Consider the following 14,626-nt stretch of genomic DNA (forward strand, 5'->3'; position numbering starts at 1 on the left):
CGGCTGCAACAGCAACGCGGTGGGGTGCGCATGACCCGAGAAGGGTCATGCGCACCTGCGGGAGCCGGGAGCCGGCTCGGTGGTGTCAGTCGCGGCGGTCGTCGCGACGGTCGCCGCGGTCGTCCTGCCGGTCGTCCCGCCGGTCGTCCCGCCGGTCGTCACGCCGGTCGTGGCGGCGGTTGATCCCGTGGGCGACAACCACGGCCCCGCCGACGGCGGCTGCGGTCCGGCGCCTGCGTCGTGCTGCCAGTGGCATGTCAGGCTCCTTCCTTCATTGCTTCGGACGCGTTGGCTTCGGCTTCTTCGTCGGCCTGGAAGGCAGCGATGACAGCCTGGGTCGGGATCCGGCCGCTGGCCACGAGCTGGCCGCCGGCCTTGCGGACAGCCGCGCCGAACGGGGCAGCCCACTGGTTCTCCCAGACGAGTACCGCGGCCGAGTGACCGGGCTCGATCGTCTCGGCCAAATCCATGACGTCCTGCTCAGAGAGCACCATGGCCAGGTCGGCCTCGGCCATGCGCACCTGGCCGAGCTCGCTCTCCTCGAGGTCGGAAATCTCCGCCATCTCGAGCTCGCCGTCCTTGGTCTTCCTCAGGAACACCATGTCGAGCACCCTGACAAGGTCACGATTGACCAGGTCCTCCAAATACGGGGCGATCTGACCTTTGCCGAAGTCTGGCCCGGGGAACTCCACCACGAGCCAGTCAACCGGCCCTAGATCATCCAATGACTCAGCCATGCTGAGGACCTCCGTTTCTCATTGGGTTCATGGCGATCCGACGGACCGCCGCAGTTCCATCCTGTGCCCCCGGTGAGGTGCAGCGCCTCATCCGGGCCGGGTGAGCTCACGCCGCGGCTCCACGAGTGTCCTGTACCGACTGGGTGAGCCGTGCTGTGGAGACCGCGGCTGCGGCATTTTTCCGCTTCCGTCAGCGTGCGCACGGTGCCAGAGTTGAAAGATGAATGAGGAAACTGGCGGGCTGGTCCTGAACCTGGAGTGCACTCTCGATGCTCCCCCGGAAGAAATCTTTCGAATGCTGACTGAATCGCGCGAGCTGGTGAAGTGGTGGGGTCCGCATGGTTTCACAATCCCTGCGGCCGACCTGAACCTCACGGAAGGCGGCCGGTACCGTTTGCGGATGACGCCGCCGGACGGCGAACCGTTCCACCTCTCCGGCGAGTTCCTGGAGATCGATCCTCCCTGGCGCCTCGTCTACACCTTCCGCTGGGAGGAACCGACGCCAGACGACCGGGAAACCGTCGTCGACCTCTCACTCGGGAGTACGGGTGAAGCCGCGCGCTTGGTCCTCTCGCAGGGACCGTTCCTAACGGAAGAACGGCTGGCCCTGCACCGCGCCGGATGGACGGAATCATTCGAGAAATTGCAGGCGGTTCTGGGCAGCCGCGACTGAGAATCCGGGAGGAAACGTGCCCCCTGCGCTTGAAGCTGTCCTGCACGACGGCACCGCCATTCCTGTCTCAGTCCAAGGGACCGGGCGATCCGTTCTGCTGCCCATTCGGATCGAGCCTTATCCGCCGTCGGAAGCGGAGACCATGCGGCGGTGGGGTGCGGACCCGGAGCTCGGGCCAAACCTGATCGGCGGACTCTCCGGCTCCTACCGCGTCATCTCGGCCGATTACGAGGGGCACCGGATGGCGCACCCCGCGCCGGACACCCTGACCCCGGACAATGTCGCGGCCGACCTGCTGGCCGTCGCGGACGCGGCCGGGGCCGATACCTTCGCCTATTACGGATACTCGTGGCTGGCGCTGGCCGGGCTGCAGCTTGCTATCCGCACCGACCGGCTCTGGGCGCTGGCCATGGGCGGGTATCCGCCCCTCGAGGGCCCGTACCAGAGCATGCTCTCAGTCACGCGCTCGGCGCACAGGATGTCGATTGAAGCGGCGGCCCAAAGCGGTCTGGCCGCCGTCGACGTGGCGCCTGCCGGGGATGAGGTTTCCGGGACCGACCCGGCCGGGACTGGCGCTGCCACGATTGACTTCAGCGACATTGAACCAGGCGACTGGGACGCCTTTCCGGTCCAAACGTCCGAGGCCCAGACCCGGCAATTCGTCACCCTGTATGAGGCACTGCAGGACTTTGACGACTCCCGGGTGGCGCTGCCGCCGAGCCTTGCGCGGCTGGCTTTCGCCGGCGCGGAAGACACGATCGACTACGGTCCGGCCTGGGACAACGTGCAGGTGAGAATCGGCGAGCCCCTCGCCGCTCACGAACGCGAGCTCACGGCCGCCGGCTGGGACGTCCGGGGCCTTCCCGGCCTGGACCATATCGGCGCCATGAACAGCAGCGTCGTGCTGCCCCTGCTGCGGGACTGGCTCCGGAAAGTGCCGTCCTAGTACAAGCCCACGCTTCCAGCCAGCCGAGTGTTAACCGGCGGTCCAACCGCCCGCACCTAACTGTCCATCTGGCCTTCCTAGGTTGGTCGGGTCGCCGGCGCAGCGCCGGTGAACGTCACTCCAGGAGGAACCATTCCCATGCGCACACCCCTGCTTGCCGCGGCCGCCGCCGCGCTTCTCGCCTCGTTGGCCAGCCCCGCCGTCGCCGCTTCAACGCCCGAAGCCGGGACGCCGTCGTCGAACGCTGCCGGAACGGCCGCCGCAAAGACAACAACTGTCGTCAAGACGAACGAAAGCAACGGCTCCTTCGACCTGCAGGCCCACCGCGGAGGCCGCGGCCAGTGGACCGAGGAATCCCTGGCCGCGTTCGGCAACTCACTCAAGCTGGGGGTGAGCACGCTGGAGCTGGACACGCACCTGACCTCCGACAGCAAGATCATCGTCTGGCACGACGACACCATCCAGGCCGACAAGTGCCGCGACACCGCACCGGTTACCCCCGGCGACCCGGACTTCCCGTACGTCGGCGACCGGGTCGCCGACCTGTCCCTGGCGCAGATCAAGACCCTGGACTGCGGCTTCACCCAGCTCAAGGGGTACCCCGAACAGGACGTCATCGAGGGCAACCGGATCGCCGAGCTCAAGGACGTCTTCCAGCTGGTGCGCGACGCCGACGCCCGGAAGGTCCGCTTCAACATCGAAACCAAGGTGGAGGACGGCAAGTCCGGCGGCGAGGGCATGGTGGCCCTGACCAAGGCCGTCGTCACGGAGATCTACAAGGCCGGCATGGCCGGGCGCAGCACCCTGCAGTCCTTCGACTGGGCCTCGCTGAACCTGGCCAAGAAGATCGCCCCGCAGCTGCCGCTCGTCGCCCTGTCCAGCGGCGACGCCTGGCTCGAGGTCGGCAAGCCGGGTGCCAGCCCGAACCTCGGCGGCATCGACATCGACACCTACGGCGGCTCCCTCGCCAAGGCCGCCGCGGCCCTGGGCTACAACGCGATCTCCCCCACGTTCAGTTCGGTAACCCCGGGAATGATCGCCGACGCCCACACGGCCGGCCTGCCCGTCATCCCCTGGACCGTCAACACCACGGCGGACATGCAGCGGCTGATGGACCTCGGCGTCGACGGCATCATCAGTGACTACCCCACCCGCCTGCGCTCGGTCATGGACGCCCGCGGCATGAAGCTCCCGAAAGCCTACGCGGCCAAGAGCTAACAGGACGCCGACGGTCTAAGAACACCGCAACGCGGGGTCAGGTATCGCCCAGATGCACTCGGAATGGGCCATATCTACCCCGCGTTGCTGTATTCCCTTCCGGAGACCGGAAACGAAAATTGTCACACCGGCGCCGTAGTCTGCCGTCACAAGCTTGAACCGTCCGACAGGGGCTGACATGGCTGACCGGATCCACGCGGGTGCAGGCAGGACGCCTTCCCCGCCTGCCGCAGATGCCCCGCTCCCTGAAGCATCCGAGCTGGATGACCCTGGCTGGCCGGAATCAATGGCGGCCGGGGATCTGCTTACCGATGATGCAGCAGCGGACTACATGCACCGGCTGAGCCAATACGCGTTACTCACTGCCGAGCAGGAATTGGAGCTGGCGCAAGACATCGAGGCAGGGCTTTTCGCGGAACACCTCCTGGCCGACAAGACACTCCGGCCCGATCAGGACCTAACGGAACTTCGGGCTATCGCCCTCCTGGGCAAGCACGCCACCGAGGCCCTGCTCCACGCCAACCTCCGGCTAGTGATTTCAATCGCCAAGCACTACACCCACCGGGGCCTCGACTTTCTGGACCTGATCCAGGAAGGCAACCTAGGACTGCACAAGGCCGTGTGCAAGTTCGACTTCACCAAGGGTTGCCGATTCTCCACCTACGCATCGTGGTGCATCCGCAACACCATCACCCGGGCGCTGGCTGATCAGGCACGACTTATCCGCCTGCCGGTTAACGTCCTCGACCAGGTGCAGAGAGTCCGAACAGTGCAACAGGCGGCCGAAATGACGGGCACGGTTTGCAGCAGGAAAGACCTGGGACAGCTGACTAACAATTCAGTGGAGAAGCTCGAATGTCTGTTGTCCGTGGACAAACCGATCTGTTCGCTGGACGTTCACGTGCCTGACGGCAGGGGCGGAACCGAAGCGTTGACCGAACAGTTGCTGGATCCTTCCAGTCTCGAGTCTGCCGATTTGATCTTCCGACAGCAGTTGAAGGCACAGGTGCAAGTCGTACTCGACACGCTTGAGGAGCAGGAGGCCCAGGTCATAGCGATGCGCTTCGGCATGACAGACGGCACTGGGAAATCGTTGGACGAAGTCGCGACAGCGTTCGGGACGAGCCGCCACCGAGTGCGCCAGCTCGAACTCACGGCCATGAAAAAGCTCAGGCATCCGTCCCGGTCCGACGTCCTGCGGCCGTTTCAGCTTGACTGGAACAACGCGGCGTCACCTCGGCCCAATCATGCGGTTTGATTGGGCCGGATGCGACACCGCGACGCTGTGCAGGTTTTACTTCTGCAGCGCCGGACTCGGGGACATTTCCGCGGCCTGGCGCAGGGCCTCGATCATGCTGCGGACGTCCACGATGCCCTTGCCCGCAATGTCGAAGGCGGTGCCGTGGTCCACGGAGGTACGGATCACGGGCAGGCCCACGGTGATGTTGACGCCGGCCTCGATGCCCAGGACCTTCACGGGGCCGTGGCCCTGGTCGTGGTACATCGCGACGATGAGGTCGTAGTCGCCGCGGCCGGCCAGGAAGAAGGCGGTGTCTGCCGGGAGCGGGCCGCGGGCGTCGATGCCGTCGGCTTGCAGCTTCTCGATGGCCGGGGTGATCTTTTCGGCTTCCTCGCCGTAGCCGAACAGGCCGTTCTCCCCCGCGTGCGGGTTGATGGCGCAGACGCCGATCTTGGGATTCTCGACGCCGGCGCGCTGCATGGCGCTGTGCCCGCGCCGAACCGTCCGTTCCACCAGGCCGGGTTCGATCTTGTTGACCGCGTCGATCAGGCCGATGTGCGTGGTGACGTGGATGACCTTGACCTTGGGTGTGGAGAGCATCATGGACACTTCCTCGATCCCCATGAAGTGCGCCAGCAGTTCGGTGTGGCCCGGGTAGACGTGCCCGGCCTTGTGCAGCGCGGCCTTGTTCAGCGGCGCGGTGCAGATCCCCTGCACGTCGCCTTTCATCCCGAGCTCGCAGGCGATCCGGATGTAGTGGTACGCGGCGTTGCCGGCCTCGGCGGACTCCTGGCCGAACGGCAGGTCCTGCGAAAGCAGCTTCGGATCGATCACGTTGATGCGGCCCGGTTCAAAGACGGCCTCGGCTACGTCCTGGATCTCCACGATGTCCGCCGTCAGCCCCAGGGCCTTCGCGCCGAGGCCCAGCCGGTACACATCCCCGATCACCACGGGACGGCAGTCCCGGTAGGCGTCCTCGGCGAGCAGCGCGCCCACCGTCACCTCGGGTCCGACGCCGGCGCCGTCGCCCATGGTGACGGCGATGAAGGGGCGGGTGTCCTGTGCCGTTGCATTCAAATCAGTTGCATTCAACGCTGAATTCATTGCTTCTCCAGATGGATCGGAAGGGTCGAGTGGTTCTTGCTTGGTCAGGCCGGCCGGAGCATTGGTCCGGCGGCCGCGGATTGCGGAAAAGAGCTGCAGCAGCGCCTGGTCATCGCCGAAACTGCCAGGTTTGGTGCCGACCAGCCTGCCGTCATCGGCAAGACTGACCACCGCCCCATGCTGGACGGCGTCCAGCGGCTCGAGCATGCGGATGCCGAGGATGTCCAGCACCTCGCGGGCCGTCTCGCCGCCGGTCAGGATGAGGTCGGGAAGAACGACGGCGGAGCCCTCGCCGGCCGTGCCAGCACCGTCGGGCGCCGGCTGCCGGGGGTGCAAGGCGCTGGAAACGAAGCGGGCCAGGTTCCGGACGATCGCGCCCGCCTCGCTCGGATCCACGTGGTCGGCCGTTACCGTCAGCGCCACCGGTTCACCGGCGGCCAAGGCTTCGCGCACGGCTTGTAGGGGCGGCTCCGCGGCGTCCTCTTGCAGTTGCTCGGGAGTCACCCCGACGAGGAGGAAGCCTCCCGGCTGGAGCTCGGCGAGTTGCCTGCGTGCGGCTTCGGAGGCGGAGCCGACGACGGCGAGCACCGGCCGCCCGGCACCACGTCCCGAAAAGTCTGGGGTGCTGGCGCTCGTTGCGGAGTCTGCTTTGGATTCTGCAGTAGCAGTCTGCGCGTTTCGCGCAGAACTCAATGCCCGTGCGACGACATCGGCAATGCCGCCGGTACCAACCAAGACAATCCGCCGGCCGTGGGCGGAAAATTCCAGCCGCGCGAGCGCTTCGACCACGGCTTCCAGGTCCACCCCGGTTTCCCCGTCCGCGATCACCATGGTGGGGGCATCGTCGGAGAACAGGGAGCCGAGCCTGGCCGCGAGGTCTGGGGAGCGAACCTCCGCAAGCTCCAGCATCTGCACGGACTGCGCCGACTGCCCTGACTGCCCTGACTGCCCTGACTGCGACAGGACGTCCGACAAATGTGCCGGCGGAGCGGTGGCCTCCGCCCGCCAGAGTGCCGTTTCGGCCAGCGGGACGCCGTCAGCGTAGGGACGCCCGTCCACGACGGTCCGACGCAGTTGGGGCAGCGCGCCGGCAAGGAGGACGTGGAAGCCAATGCCTGTCAGGGCGCCTACTTCCGCGCCGACATTGCCCCGCCAGAGCGAGTCGATCTTCTTGAAAAGCACCTGCGAGTCTGCCGCCTCCGGGCCCGAAAAGGCCCGGGCCACGGCGGCTGCGGAATCCTGCGGAGAGGACTGCCGGGAGTGCGTGTCAACCACGGTCACCGCGGGCCCCTCGGACTCTTCGGAAGAAGGTTCGAGCAGGATCTGCGTACTGAACCCATGCTGGGCGAAGCACTGCGCCACCTCGGCGGCGCCGGAAAAGTCGTCGGCCTGTATGAGGACTGCTGCCATCATTCCTCCTCCCTGCGTTGAGCGATGAATTGGACCGGTGATGGACCAATCATGACACAACTGCGCGAATCGCGCTAGAGAGGTTGCGCGAAACGCGCAATGGTGGCAGAGTGATGCACATAACAACGGCATCGGCCATCCGGTCCCATGCCATCCCGTTCTAACCGAGAGGTCAACGATGACCGTTCTTCCTCAAGGAACCGAGTTTTCCCGGCGTCGCCTGCTGCAGTTCGGCGCAGCCGCCGGGCTTCTCTTTGGCACAGGCACAGTGGCCGGATGCGCCGGCCCCACGGGCCTGCCGGGACCCAGCACCTTGACCCTGGCGCTCAACCGGTCCCTGGTAAGCCTGGACAACAAGCTCAACCAGTTCGACGCCGCCGTCACGGTCCAGCGTGCCGTCCGCCAGGGCCTCACCGCCATCGGCCCCGAAACCAAGCCCGTCCTGGTCCTGGCCGAAAGCTTCAAGATGACCTCCCCCACCGTATGGACCGTCCGGCTCCGCGAAGGCGTCAAGTACTCCGACGGCACGCCGCTGCAGATCGAGGACGTCGCCACGGCACTGAAGATGTACCAGAAGGTCCAGGGCTCCTTTGTTGCCGGGTTCTTCCCCGAGTTCCCCACCGTGGTGCCCGTGGATGACCGGACCTTCCGGATGGAATCCAAGAAGCCCATCCCCATCCTGGATTCGCTCATGAGCATGATCCTGATCAGCCCCGCGGCCAAGAACAAGCCCGAAGAGCTGCAGGAAGGCGTGGGCACCGGCCCATACGTTGTGACCAAGTTCAACCGCGGCGCCGGCACCTACAGCCTCAAGCGCAACGAGAACTACTGGGGTCCCGCTCCCAAGGTGGACAACGTCGAGGTCCGGTTCCTTCCCGAGGAATCCAGCCGCGTCATTGCCCTGCGCAGCGGCGAGGTGGACGTCATTGACTCCATCACGCCCGACTCACGCGAACAGCTGGCCGGGCTTCCCGGCGTCGTACTGAGTGAGGCATCCAGCCTCCGGCTGAACCAGATCTTCTACAACTTCCGCAAGCCCGCCGGCCATCCGCTGGCCGACGTCCGGGTCCGAGAGGCCCTCAGCTGGGCCATCAACGGCGAAGCGCTGGTCAAGGACGTGCTGGTGAACTCCGTCAGCCAGGCCGAGGGCGTCACCCCGTCCAGCCTGACCGGCTTCGCCAAGACCGGCGCCTACGTCTACGATCCCGAGAAGGCCAAGGCCACCCTGAAGAGCCTCGGCGTAAACGACCTCAGCCTGAAGATCATCTGGGAAACCGGCGAATTCGCTTCCGACACCTCTGTCATGGAAGCCCTGGTGGAGATGTTCGGCAACATTGGCGTCCAGGCCCAGCTCCAGCAGTTCGAAGCCGGCGGCAACATCTCGGCCTGGCGCCAGGGCAAGCAAGGCGACTGGGACCTGCTGGGCAATGGCTTCAGCAGCCCCACCGGCCTCGCCATCACCATGATGCAGGGCATGTACGCCGGCACCGCGGAGAAGGAAAAGACCCGCGACACCTACCAGGGATACGTGAATCCCGCCGTTCACGCCAAGATCCAGGCCGCCGCCACCGAAGTTGATCCCGTACGGCGGCAGCAGCTGCTCGCAGTGGCGCAGCAGGCCATCTGGGAGACCTGGCCCTGTGCCTGGGCGTTCGTGCCCAAGTCCGTGCTGGCCCACCGCAACCGGGTGGGCGGCCTTTCGCTGGCACCCACCAACTCCTACCCGCTCGCTGACGTCCGCCTGGAGGCCTGACCATGACGAAGTACGTCCTCAAGAGGATAGGCCAGGGCCTGCTGACCGTGTTCCTCACGGTTTCCACGGTGTTCATCCTGATCCGTCTGGCTCCGGGCGATCCGGCAGTTGCCTACGCCGGACCGCTGGCCACCACCGAAGAGCTCGCCAAGGTCCGGGAGCAGTTCGGTCTCAACCTGCCCTTGATCCAGCAGTACTGGATCTTCCTGCAGGAGCTGTTCACCGGCAACCTCGGCACCTCGTACTCCTTCCAGGCCCCGGCCGTGCAGGTGGTCATGGAGCGGTTGCCGTACACGCTGACCCTGGCCACGTCCGCGATCCTGCTCACCACAGTGGTCGCCATCCCGCTGGGCGTCTGGATGTCCCGCCGGCCGGACACCAAGAAGGAATTCGGCGTCAACGTCCTGACCATCGCCGGGCAGTCCATGCCGGACTTCTGGACCGGCATCATGCTGCTCACCTTCTTCGCCGTCCTCATCCCGATTTTCCCGGCCTCCGGTTTCGCCACCTGGGGCAGCCTGGTCCTGCCGACCGTCACCATCGCCATCCTGCAGATCGCCCTGATCTCCCGGATGGTCCGGCGGGAAATGACGGCGAACTTCGCCGCACCCTACCTGACCGTCGCCCGCTCCCGTGGCGTCCGGAATTCCCTGCTCACCTGGCGCTACGCCATGGGCAACTCCGCCATCCCCGTCTTCACGGCCCTCGGCACCCGCTTCGCGGCCATGCTCAACGGCGTGGTGGTGGTGGAAGTGGTGTTCGCGTGGCCCGGCGTCGGCTCCCTGATTGTCCGGGCGCTCGAAACCCGCGACTACCCGCTGATCCAGGCCACGGTCCTGATCACGGCTCTGCTGGCGGTTGGAGTCCAGCTGCTCGTCGACCTCGCCTACCCGCTACTTGATCCCCGCATTCGTCTTGGAAAGGCGGCCACAGCATGAGCATCAGCGACACCGCAGTCCCTCCGGCAGGAAATCCATCGAGCGTACCCACCGAGGCCCCGGCCAGGAAGTCCTCCCCCAGCGCCGTCACCAAGGAGCTGATCGCCAAGGCCGGCGCCACCCGCCGCCGGGCTGGCGCGAAGTTCAAGATCCGCACCGGCGTCATCTGCACGCTGCTGGTGGTCGTTCCCATCGTGCTGGCCGGGCTCCTGCCGCTGGCGGACCCCAACCACCAGGACCTTGCCCACCGCCTGCTTCCCCCGCTGAGCGAGGGACACCTGTTCGGCACCGACCAGCTGGGCCGCGACCTGCTTTCCCGGGTGCTGCACGGCGGCCAGGTATCGCTCACCATCGGTGTCCTGGCCGTGGTGGTCTCCGGCACCATCGGCATCATCGCAGGAGCGGCAGCCGGCTACTTCGGCGGCAAGCTGGACACCGTGGTCTCCCGCCTGATCGAGGCGCAGATGTCCCTCCCGCTGCTGATGATGCTGCTGCTGGTGGTGGCGCTCTTCGGCCCGTCCATTCCGGTCATCACGTTCGTGATCGCCATCGCCCAATGGCCCGAGGTGGCACGCCTGACCCGGTCCATGGTGCTCGTGGAACGCGAAAAGCCCTACGTCTCCGCCGCGCGGATCCTGGGCCTGCACCGCGTGCAGATCCTGATCCAGCACGTCATTCCGAACGTCATCAAGCAGGCCACGCTGGTGGTGCTGCTCCTCCTGGCCCAGGCCGTGCTGCTGGAAAGCGCGCTCGCCTTCCTCGGCGCCGGCCCGCAGCGGCCGTTCGCCACGTGGGGACGCATCATTTCCGACGGCCAGGGCTACCTCACCACCGCCTGGTGGCTGGTGACTGTGCCCGGCCTGGTGATCGCGATCATGGTAGTGGGCGTGAACCTGCTGGGCGACGGCCTCCGCGACCGTCCCCGCCGCAAGAAGAAGGGTGCCTGAGAATGAGCGCACAAACTGCAGCCACAGCAAACCCCGCAGCACACGCCGAGCAGCCGCTGCTGGAGGTCCGCGACTTTCAGGTGGAGCTGATCACCGACGCCGGCATCGTCCGCGCCGTCGACGCCGTCAGCTTCTCAATCCACCGGGGTGAAACCGTCACCATCATCGGTGAGTCCGGTTCCGGGAAATCGACGACGGCGATGGGCATCCTCAGGCTCCTGCCAGAGGACCTCGCCGTGCTCTCGGGCACGGTAAGGATCGACGGCGTCGACGTCACCGCCGATCCCAGGGCCATCGACAAGGTCCGCGGCAAGACGCTCGCGCTGATCCCGCAGGACCCCATGACGGCGCTGAGCCCGGTGCACTCGATCGGCAACCAGCTCTCCGAAGCCATCAGGATCGCCGGGGCGGCCTCGAAGGAGCCGGGCGCCGTCCGTGCCCGTGCCATCCGGCTGCTCGAACAGGTCCACATCCCCACCCCGGATGCGCAGCTGAAGAAATACCCGCACCAGCTCTCCGGCGGCATGCTCCAGCGCGTCCTGATCGCCATCGCACTCGCCAGCGAACCGCAACTGCTGGTGGCCGATGAGCCCACCTCCGCCCTGGACGTCACCGTCCAGGCGGGCATCCTGGACCTGCTGCTCGAACTGCAGGAACAGCGCGGCATCGGCATCCTGATGATCACGCACGACCTCGGGGTGGCACGGCTCATCTCGGACCGGATCCACGTCATGAAGGACGGCGCATTCGTCGAGTCCGGCGAGGTCCAGCAGATCGTGGAGAACCCCGCCACGGAATACACCCAGAAGCTGCTCGCCGCCGTGCCCGTCCTGGGCGCGTGGGACGAAACGCCGGATGCACCCTCCCTGACCAGAACTGGAGCCAGCAATGACTAAGCCGTTCCTTTCCGTCGAAAACCTCGTGGTGGACTACCACGTCTCGAAGGGAACCTTCCGGGCGGTGGACGACGTCTCGTTCTCGGTCGAGAAGGGCAAGACGATCGCCGTCGTCGGTGAATCCGGCTGCGGCAAGTCGACCATCGCCAAGGCTCTCATGCGCCTGGTGACGCCCAGCAGCGGCCGGATCGATCTGGACGGCACGGACCTGGCGCGGCTCAGCGAGGCCCAACTGCGGCCCCTGCGCTCCAAGTTCCAGATGGTCTTCCAGGATCCGTACGGTTCCCTGGATCCGCATCTCACGGCGCAGGAGATCGTGGCCGAGCCGCTGAAGCTCCAGGGTGTCCGGTCCCGCCACGAGCGGCACAAGGCGGCGGCCAGCCTGATCGACCAGGTGGGCCTGCCGGCCAACTCCCTGGACAAGCACCCGTCCGAGTTCTCCGGCGGCCAGCGGCAGCGGATCGGCATTGCCCGCGCGCTGGCCTCCAAGCCCGAACTGCTGGTCTGCGACGAGGCCACGAGCGCGCTCGACGTCTCCGTCCAGGCCCAGGTGCTGCGCCTGCTCAAGTCCATCCAGGATGAAACCGGCATCACCTACGTGTTCATTTCCCACAACCTCGGCGTGGTGCAGGAAATCAGCGATACCGTGATGGTCATGCGCCGCGGCAAGCTCGTGGAACACGGAACGACGGCGCAGGTGCTGACCGCGCCGAAGGAGGACTACACCCGCAAGCTCCGCCGGGCGGCCCTCGACCCTGCCACCATGACCGGGCTGAAGCCGCGGCACGTGGTCTCATCGCTGGCGCTGAAGAACAGCGCCTGAGCCGCCCACCGTTCAGCCAGCCAGCCACCCAACACAACTCTTTCCAGCAACCAGCTAATGCAACCAACCAAAGCAACCGCGAGGAATCAACTAATGAGCATCCAGCCTGAAGGTACGCCAGTGGACGGCCTGAAGCTACCGATCTCCAGGCTCGTCCTGGGCACCATGACGTTCGGCGACACCGCCGATGAGGCAACCGCGGGACGCATGATCGACGAGGCGCTCGCCGCCGGTATCACCACCATCGACACCGCCAACGCCTATGTGGGCGGAGCCACCGAGGAGATGCTGTCCCGCCTCCTGAAGGACCGCCGGGCCGAGGTCGTCCTCGCGTCCAAGGCGGGCATGCCGCATCCGGACCACGGGCAGCACGCCCCGCTGTCCAAGGAAGGGCTGCGCCGCAGCGTGGAAGGCAGCCTCCGCCGGCTCGGCACGGACAGCATCGACCTGTTTTACCTCCACCAGCCGGACCGGGCCACTCCCCTGCAGGAGACACTGGGCACGGTGGCGGAGCTGGCCGCTGAAGGGAAAATCGGTGCGCTGGGCGTGTCCAACTTCGCAGCCTGGCAGATCGCAGACGTGCTCCACACGGCCCGTGAAGTTGGCGCCCCGCGTCCGGTGGTGGCGCAGCAGCTCTACAACCTCGTGGCGCGCCGGGTAGAGGAGGAATACCTCGAGTTCGCCGCCACCCACCAGGTCCACACCATGGTCTACAACCCGCTCGGCGGCGGCCTGCTGACCGGCAAGCACAACTTCGACGCCAAGCCCTCCGAAGGCCGCTTCGGCGACTCCAAGCTCGCCGCGATGTACACCCAGCGGTACTGGGACAAGCAGCTGTTCGAGGCGGTCAACGCCCTGGCCGATATCGCTTCGGACGCCGGGATCGCCCTCGCCGAGCTCTCCCTGCGCTGGCTCGCCTACCGCGACGGCGTCGGCTCCATGCTGCTGGGCGGCTCAAAGGTGGAGCAGCTGCAGGCCAACATCGCCGCCGTGGCCAAGGGCCCGCTGGCCGACGACGTCACTGCGGCGTGCGATGCCGTGGGCGCCGGGCTCCGCGGCCCGATGCCCGCCTACAACCGCTGACGCGCCCTGGCTCCCCGCTGACGCACAACTGATTCCCCGCTGATTTCCCGAAACTGAAGGCAGAAGACGAACATGACATCTGAACTCGCTACCGAATTCGCCCGCAAGGTCCGCGCCCGCGAACAGGCCGTCGGCTACTGGGCCGTGCTGGACGCGCCCGTCGCCACCGAGCGCATCAGCCGGCTCGGCTACGACTACGTCGCGCTCGACGCGCAGCACGGTCTGCTCGGCTACTCGGGCGTGCTGAACGGGCTCATGGCGATCGACGCCGGGCACACCGCCGTCGGCATGGTGCGCGTGGAGGCCAACGACTTCACCGCCATCGGCAAGGCCCTCGACGCCGGCGCCGTCGGCGTGATCGTGCCCCTCGTCAACTCCGCGGAAGACGCCGCCGCGGCCGTCGCGGCGGCCAAGTACCCGCCGCTGGGCGGCCGCTCCTACGGACCCATGCGCTCGGCACTGCGCATCGGCCCGGTTCCCGCCGAAGCCAATGCCGCCACCCTCGTCTTCGCCATGATCGAGACGCCCGAAGGCCTGGCCAACGTCAAGGAAATCTGCCAGACACCCGGGCTGGACGGCATCTACGTCGGCCCGTCCGACCTCGCCATCGCCGTGGGCGGCGCCTTCCCGGGCGACCCCGCGGTCGAAACGGAATTCAACGCCGCGCTGGAGACGATCGCGGACGCGGCAGCCGCCGCAGGAGTGGCCGCGGGCATCCACACCCCGGCCGGCGAAGTCGCCGCGCAGCGGCTGCGCCAGGGCTACACGTTCACCACGATTGCCTCCGACCTGACCCACCTTGAGCTGGCCGCCAAGGCCCACCTGGCCGCCGCAACCGCAAAGGACTGAACCGTGCCT

At 66.7% G+C, this 14,626-nt stretch carries 14 protein-coding genes; 11 read left to right on the forward strand and 3 right to left on the reverse strand.

Going from position 1 to position 14,626, the window contains the following annotated elements; translation table 11 throughout:
* Window positions 1–85: 85 nt before the first annotated feature.
* Window positions 86–256: a hypothetical protein gene (locus tag ACFVVK_RS12725; protein WP_390267122.1), complete on the reverse strand. Its 171-nt coding sequence runs from the start codon at window positions 254–256 to the stop codon at window positions 86–88.
* Between the two features lies 1 nt (window position 257).
* Entirely contained in the window at window positions 258–737 is a 480-nt protein-coding gene (locus ACFVVK_RS12730) for a DUF6325 family protein (protein WP_390267125.1), read from the reverse strand.
* Between the two features lie 220 nt (window positions 738–957).
* On the opposite strand from ACFVVK_RS12730, the gene ACFVVK_RS12735 reads away from it, so the two are divergent.
* The 4 genes from ACFVVK_RS12735 to ACFVVK_RS12750 all read left to right on the forward strand — a co-directional run bounded on the left by ACFVVK_RS12735 (window position 958) and on the right by ACFVVK_RS12750 (window position 4,832).
* Window positions 958–1,410, forward strand: a complete 453-nt coding sequence (locus ACFVVK_RS12735; RefSeq protein ID WP_390267128.1) for an SRPBCC domain-containing protein — start codon at window positions 958–960, stop codon at window positions 1,408–1,410.
* A 16-nt stretch (window positions 1,411–1,426) separates the two neighbouring features.
* A complete protein-coding gene (locus tag ACFVVK_RS12740) occupies window positions 1,427–2,356 on the forward strand; it encodes an alpha/beta hydrolase (RefSeq protein ID WP_390267131.1) in 930 nt (309 codons plus the stop codon).
* Between the two features lie 138 nt (window positions 2,357–2,494).
* The gene (locus ACFVVK_RS12745) at window positions 2,495–3,574 is read left to right on the forward strand and encodes a glycerophosphodiester phosphodiesterase family protein (protein ID WP_390267133.1); all 1,080 of its coding nucleotides are present in this window, start codon (window positions 2,495–2,497) and stop codon (window positions 3,572–3,574) included.
* Window positions 3,575–3,860: 286 nt separating this feature from the next.
* Window positions 3,861–4,832: a sigma-70 family RNA polymerase sigma factor gene (locus ACFVVK_RS12750; protein ID WP_390267136.1), complete on the forward strand. Its 972-nt coding sequence runs from the start codon at window positions 3,861–3,863 to the stop codon at window positions 4,830–4,832.
* A 36-nt stretch (window positions 4,833–4,868) separates the two neighbouring features.
* On the opposite strand, the gene pdxA is transcribed toward ACFVVK_RS12750, so the two are convergent.
* Entirely contained in the window at window positions 4,869–7,331 is a 2,463-nt protein-coding gene (pdxA, locus tag ACFVVK_RS12755) for a 4-hydroxythreonine-4-phosphate dehydrogenase PdxA (RefSeq protein WP_390267140.1), read from the reverse strand.
* 175 nt (window positions 7,332–7,506) lie between these two features.
* On the opposite strand from pdxA, the gene ACFVVK_RS12760 reads away from it, so the two are divergent.
* The 7 genes from ACFVVK_RS12760 (at window position 7,507) to ACFVVK_RS12790 (ending at window position 14,617) form a co-directional block, all read left to right on the forward strand.
* Window positions 7,507–9,081: an ABC transporter substrate-binding protein gene (locus ACFVVK_RS12760; RefSeq protein WP_390267143.1), complete on the forward strand. Its 1,575-nt coding sequence runs from the start codon at window positions 7,507–7,509 to the stop codon at window positions 9,079–9,081.
* Window positions 9,082–9,083: 2 nt separating this feature from the next.
* A complete protein-coding gene (locus ACFVVK_RS12765) occupies window positions 9,084–10,019 on the forward strand; it encodes an ABC transporter permease (RefSeq protein WP_390267146.1) in 936 nt (311 codons plus the stop codon).
* On the forward strand, window positions 10,016–10,966 hold the full coding sequence (locus ACFVVK_RS12770) for an ABC transporter permease (RefSeq protein ID WP_390267149.1): 951 nt from the start codon (window positions 10,016–10,018) through the stop codon (window positions 10,964–10,966). Before ACFVVK_RS12765 ends, ACFVVK_RS12770 begins: the two co-directional genes overlap by 4 nt.
* 2 nt (window positions 10,967–10,968) lie before the next feature.
* Entirely contained in the window at window positions 10,969–11,862 is an 894-nt protein-coding gene (locus ACFVVK_RS12775) for an ABC transporter ATP-binding protein (protein ID WP_390267152.1), read from the forward strand.
* Entirely contained in the window at window positions 11,855–12,685 is an 831-nt protein-coding gene (locus ACFVVK_RS12780) for an ATP-binding cassette domain-containing protein (RefSeq protein WP_390267155.1), read from the forward strand. Before ACFVVK_RS12775 ends, ACFVVK_RS12780 begins: the two co-directional genes overlap by 8 nt.
* 93 nt (window positions 12,686–12,778) lie before the next feature.
* Complete coding sequence (locus tag ACFVVK_RS12785) at window positions 12,779–13,768, forward strand: aldo/keto reductase (RefSeq protein WP_390267158.1); 990 nt, start codon at window positions 12,779–12,781, stop codon at window positions 13,766–13,768.
* Window positions 13,769–13,840: 72 nt separating this feature from the next.
* On the forward strand, window positions 13,841–14,617 hold the full coding sequence (locus ACFVVK_RS12790) for an HpcH/HpaI aldolase/citrate lyase family protein (RefSeq protein WP_390267161.1): 777 nt from the start codon (window positions 13,841–13,843) through the stop codon (window positions 14,615–14,617).
* Window positions 14,618–14,626: the final 9 nt, after the last annotated feature.

Origin of the sequence: Arthrobacter sp. NPDC058192, assembly GCF_042883665.1 — a bacterium.
In the GTDB taxonomy this organism is placed as follows: domain Bacteria; phylum Actinomycetota; class Actinomycetes; order Actinomycetales; family Micrococcaceae; genus Arthrobacter.

Bases quoted from the DNA above. Each gene is read 5' to 3' on its own strand.
- ACFVVK_RS12780 (WP_390267155.1), top strand. From the start codon at position 11,855: ATGACTAAGCCGTTCCTTTCCGTCGAAAACCTCGTGGTGGACTACCAC.
- ACFVVK_RS12775 (WP_390267152.1), top strand. From the start codon at position 10,969: ATGAGCGCACAAACTGCAGCCACAGCAAACCCCGCAGCACACGCCGAG.
- ACFVVK_RS12765 (WP_390267146.1), top strand. From the start codon at position 9,084: ATGACGAAGTACGTCCTCAAGAGGATAGGCCAGGGCCTGCTGACCGTG.
- ACFVVK_RS12725 (WP_390267122.1), bottom strand. From the start codon at position 256: ATGCCACTGGCAGCACGACGCAGGCGCCGGACCGCAGCCGCCGTCGGC.
- ACFVVK_RS12760 (WP_390267143.1), top strand. From the start codon at position 7,507: ATGACCGTTCTTCCTCAAGGAACCGAGTTTTCCCGGCGTCGCCTGCTG.
- ACFVVK_RS12730 (WP_390267125.1), bottom strand. From the start codon at position 737: ATGGCTGAGTCATTGGATGATCTAGGGCCGGTTGACTGGCTCGTGGTG.
- ACFVVK_RS12745 (WP_390267133.1), top strand. From the start codon at position 2,495: ATGCGCACACCCCTGCTTGCCGCGGCCGCCGCCGCGCTTCTCGCCTCG.
- pdxA (WP_390267140.1), bottom strand. From the start codon at position 7,331: ATGATGGCAGCAGTCCTCATACAGGCCGACGACTTTTCCGGCGCCGCC.
- ACFVVK_RS12785 (WP_390267158.1), top strand. From the start codon at position 12,779: ATGAGCATCCAGCCTGAAGGTACGCCAGTGGACGGCCTGAAGCTACCG.
- ACFVVK_RS12770 (WP_390267149.1), top strand. From the start codon at position 10,016: ATGAGCATCAGCGACACCGCAGTCCCTCCGGCAGGAAATCCATCGAGC.
- ACFVVK_RS12790 (WP_390267161.1), top strand. From the start codon at position 13,841: ATGACATCTGAACTCGCTACCGAATTCGCCCGCAAGGTCCGCGCCCGC.
- ACFVVK_RS12735 (WP_390267128.1), top strand. From the start codon at position 958: ATGAATGAGGAAACTGGCGGGCTGGTCCTGAACCTGGAGTGCACTCTC.
- ACFVVK_RS12750 (WP_390267136.1), top strand. From the start codon at position 3,861: ATGGCGGCCGGGGATCTGCTTACCGATGATGCAGCAGCGGACTACATG.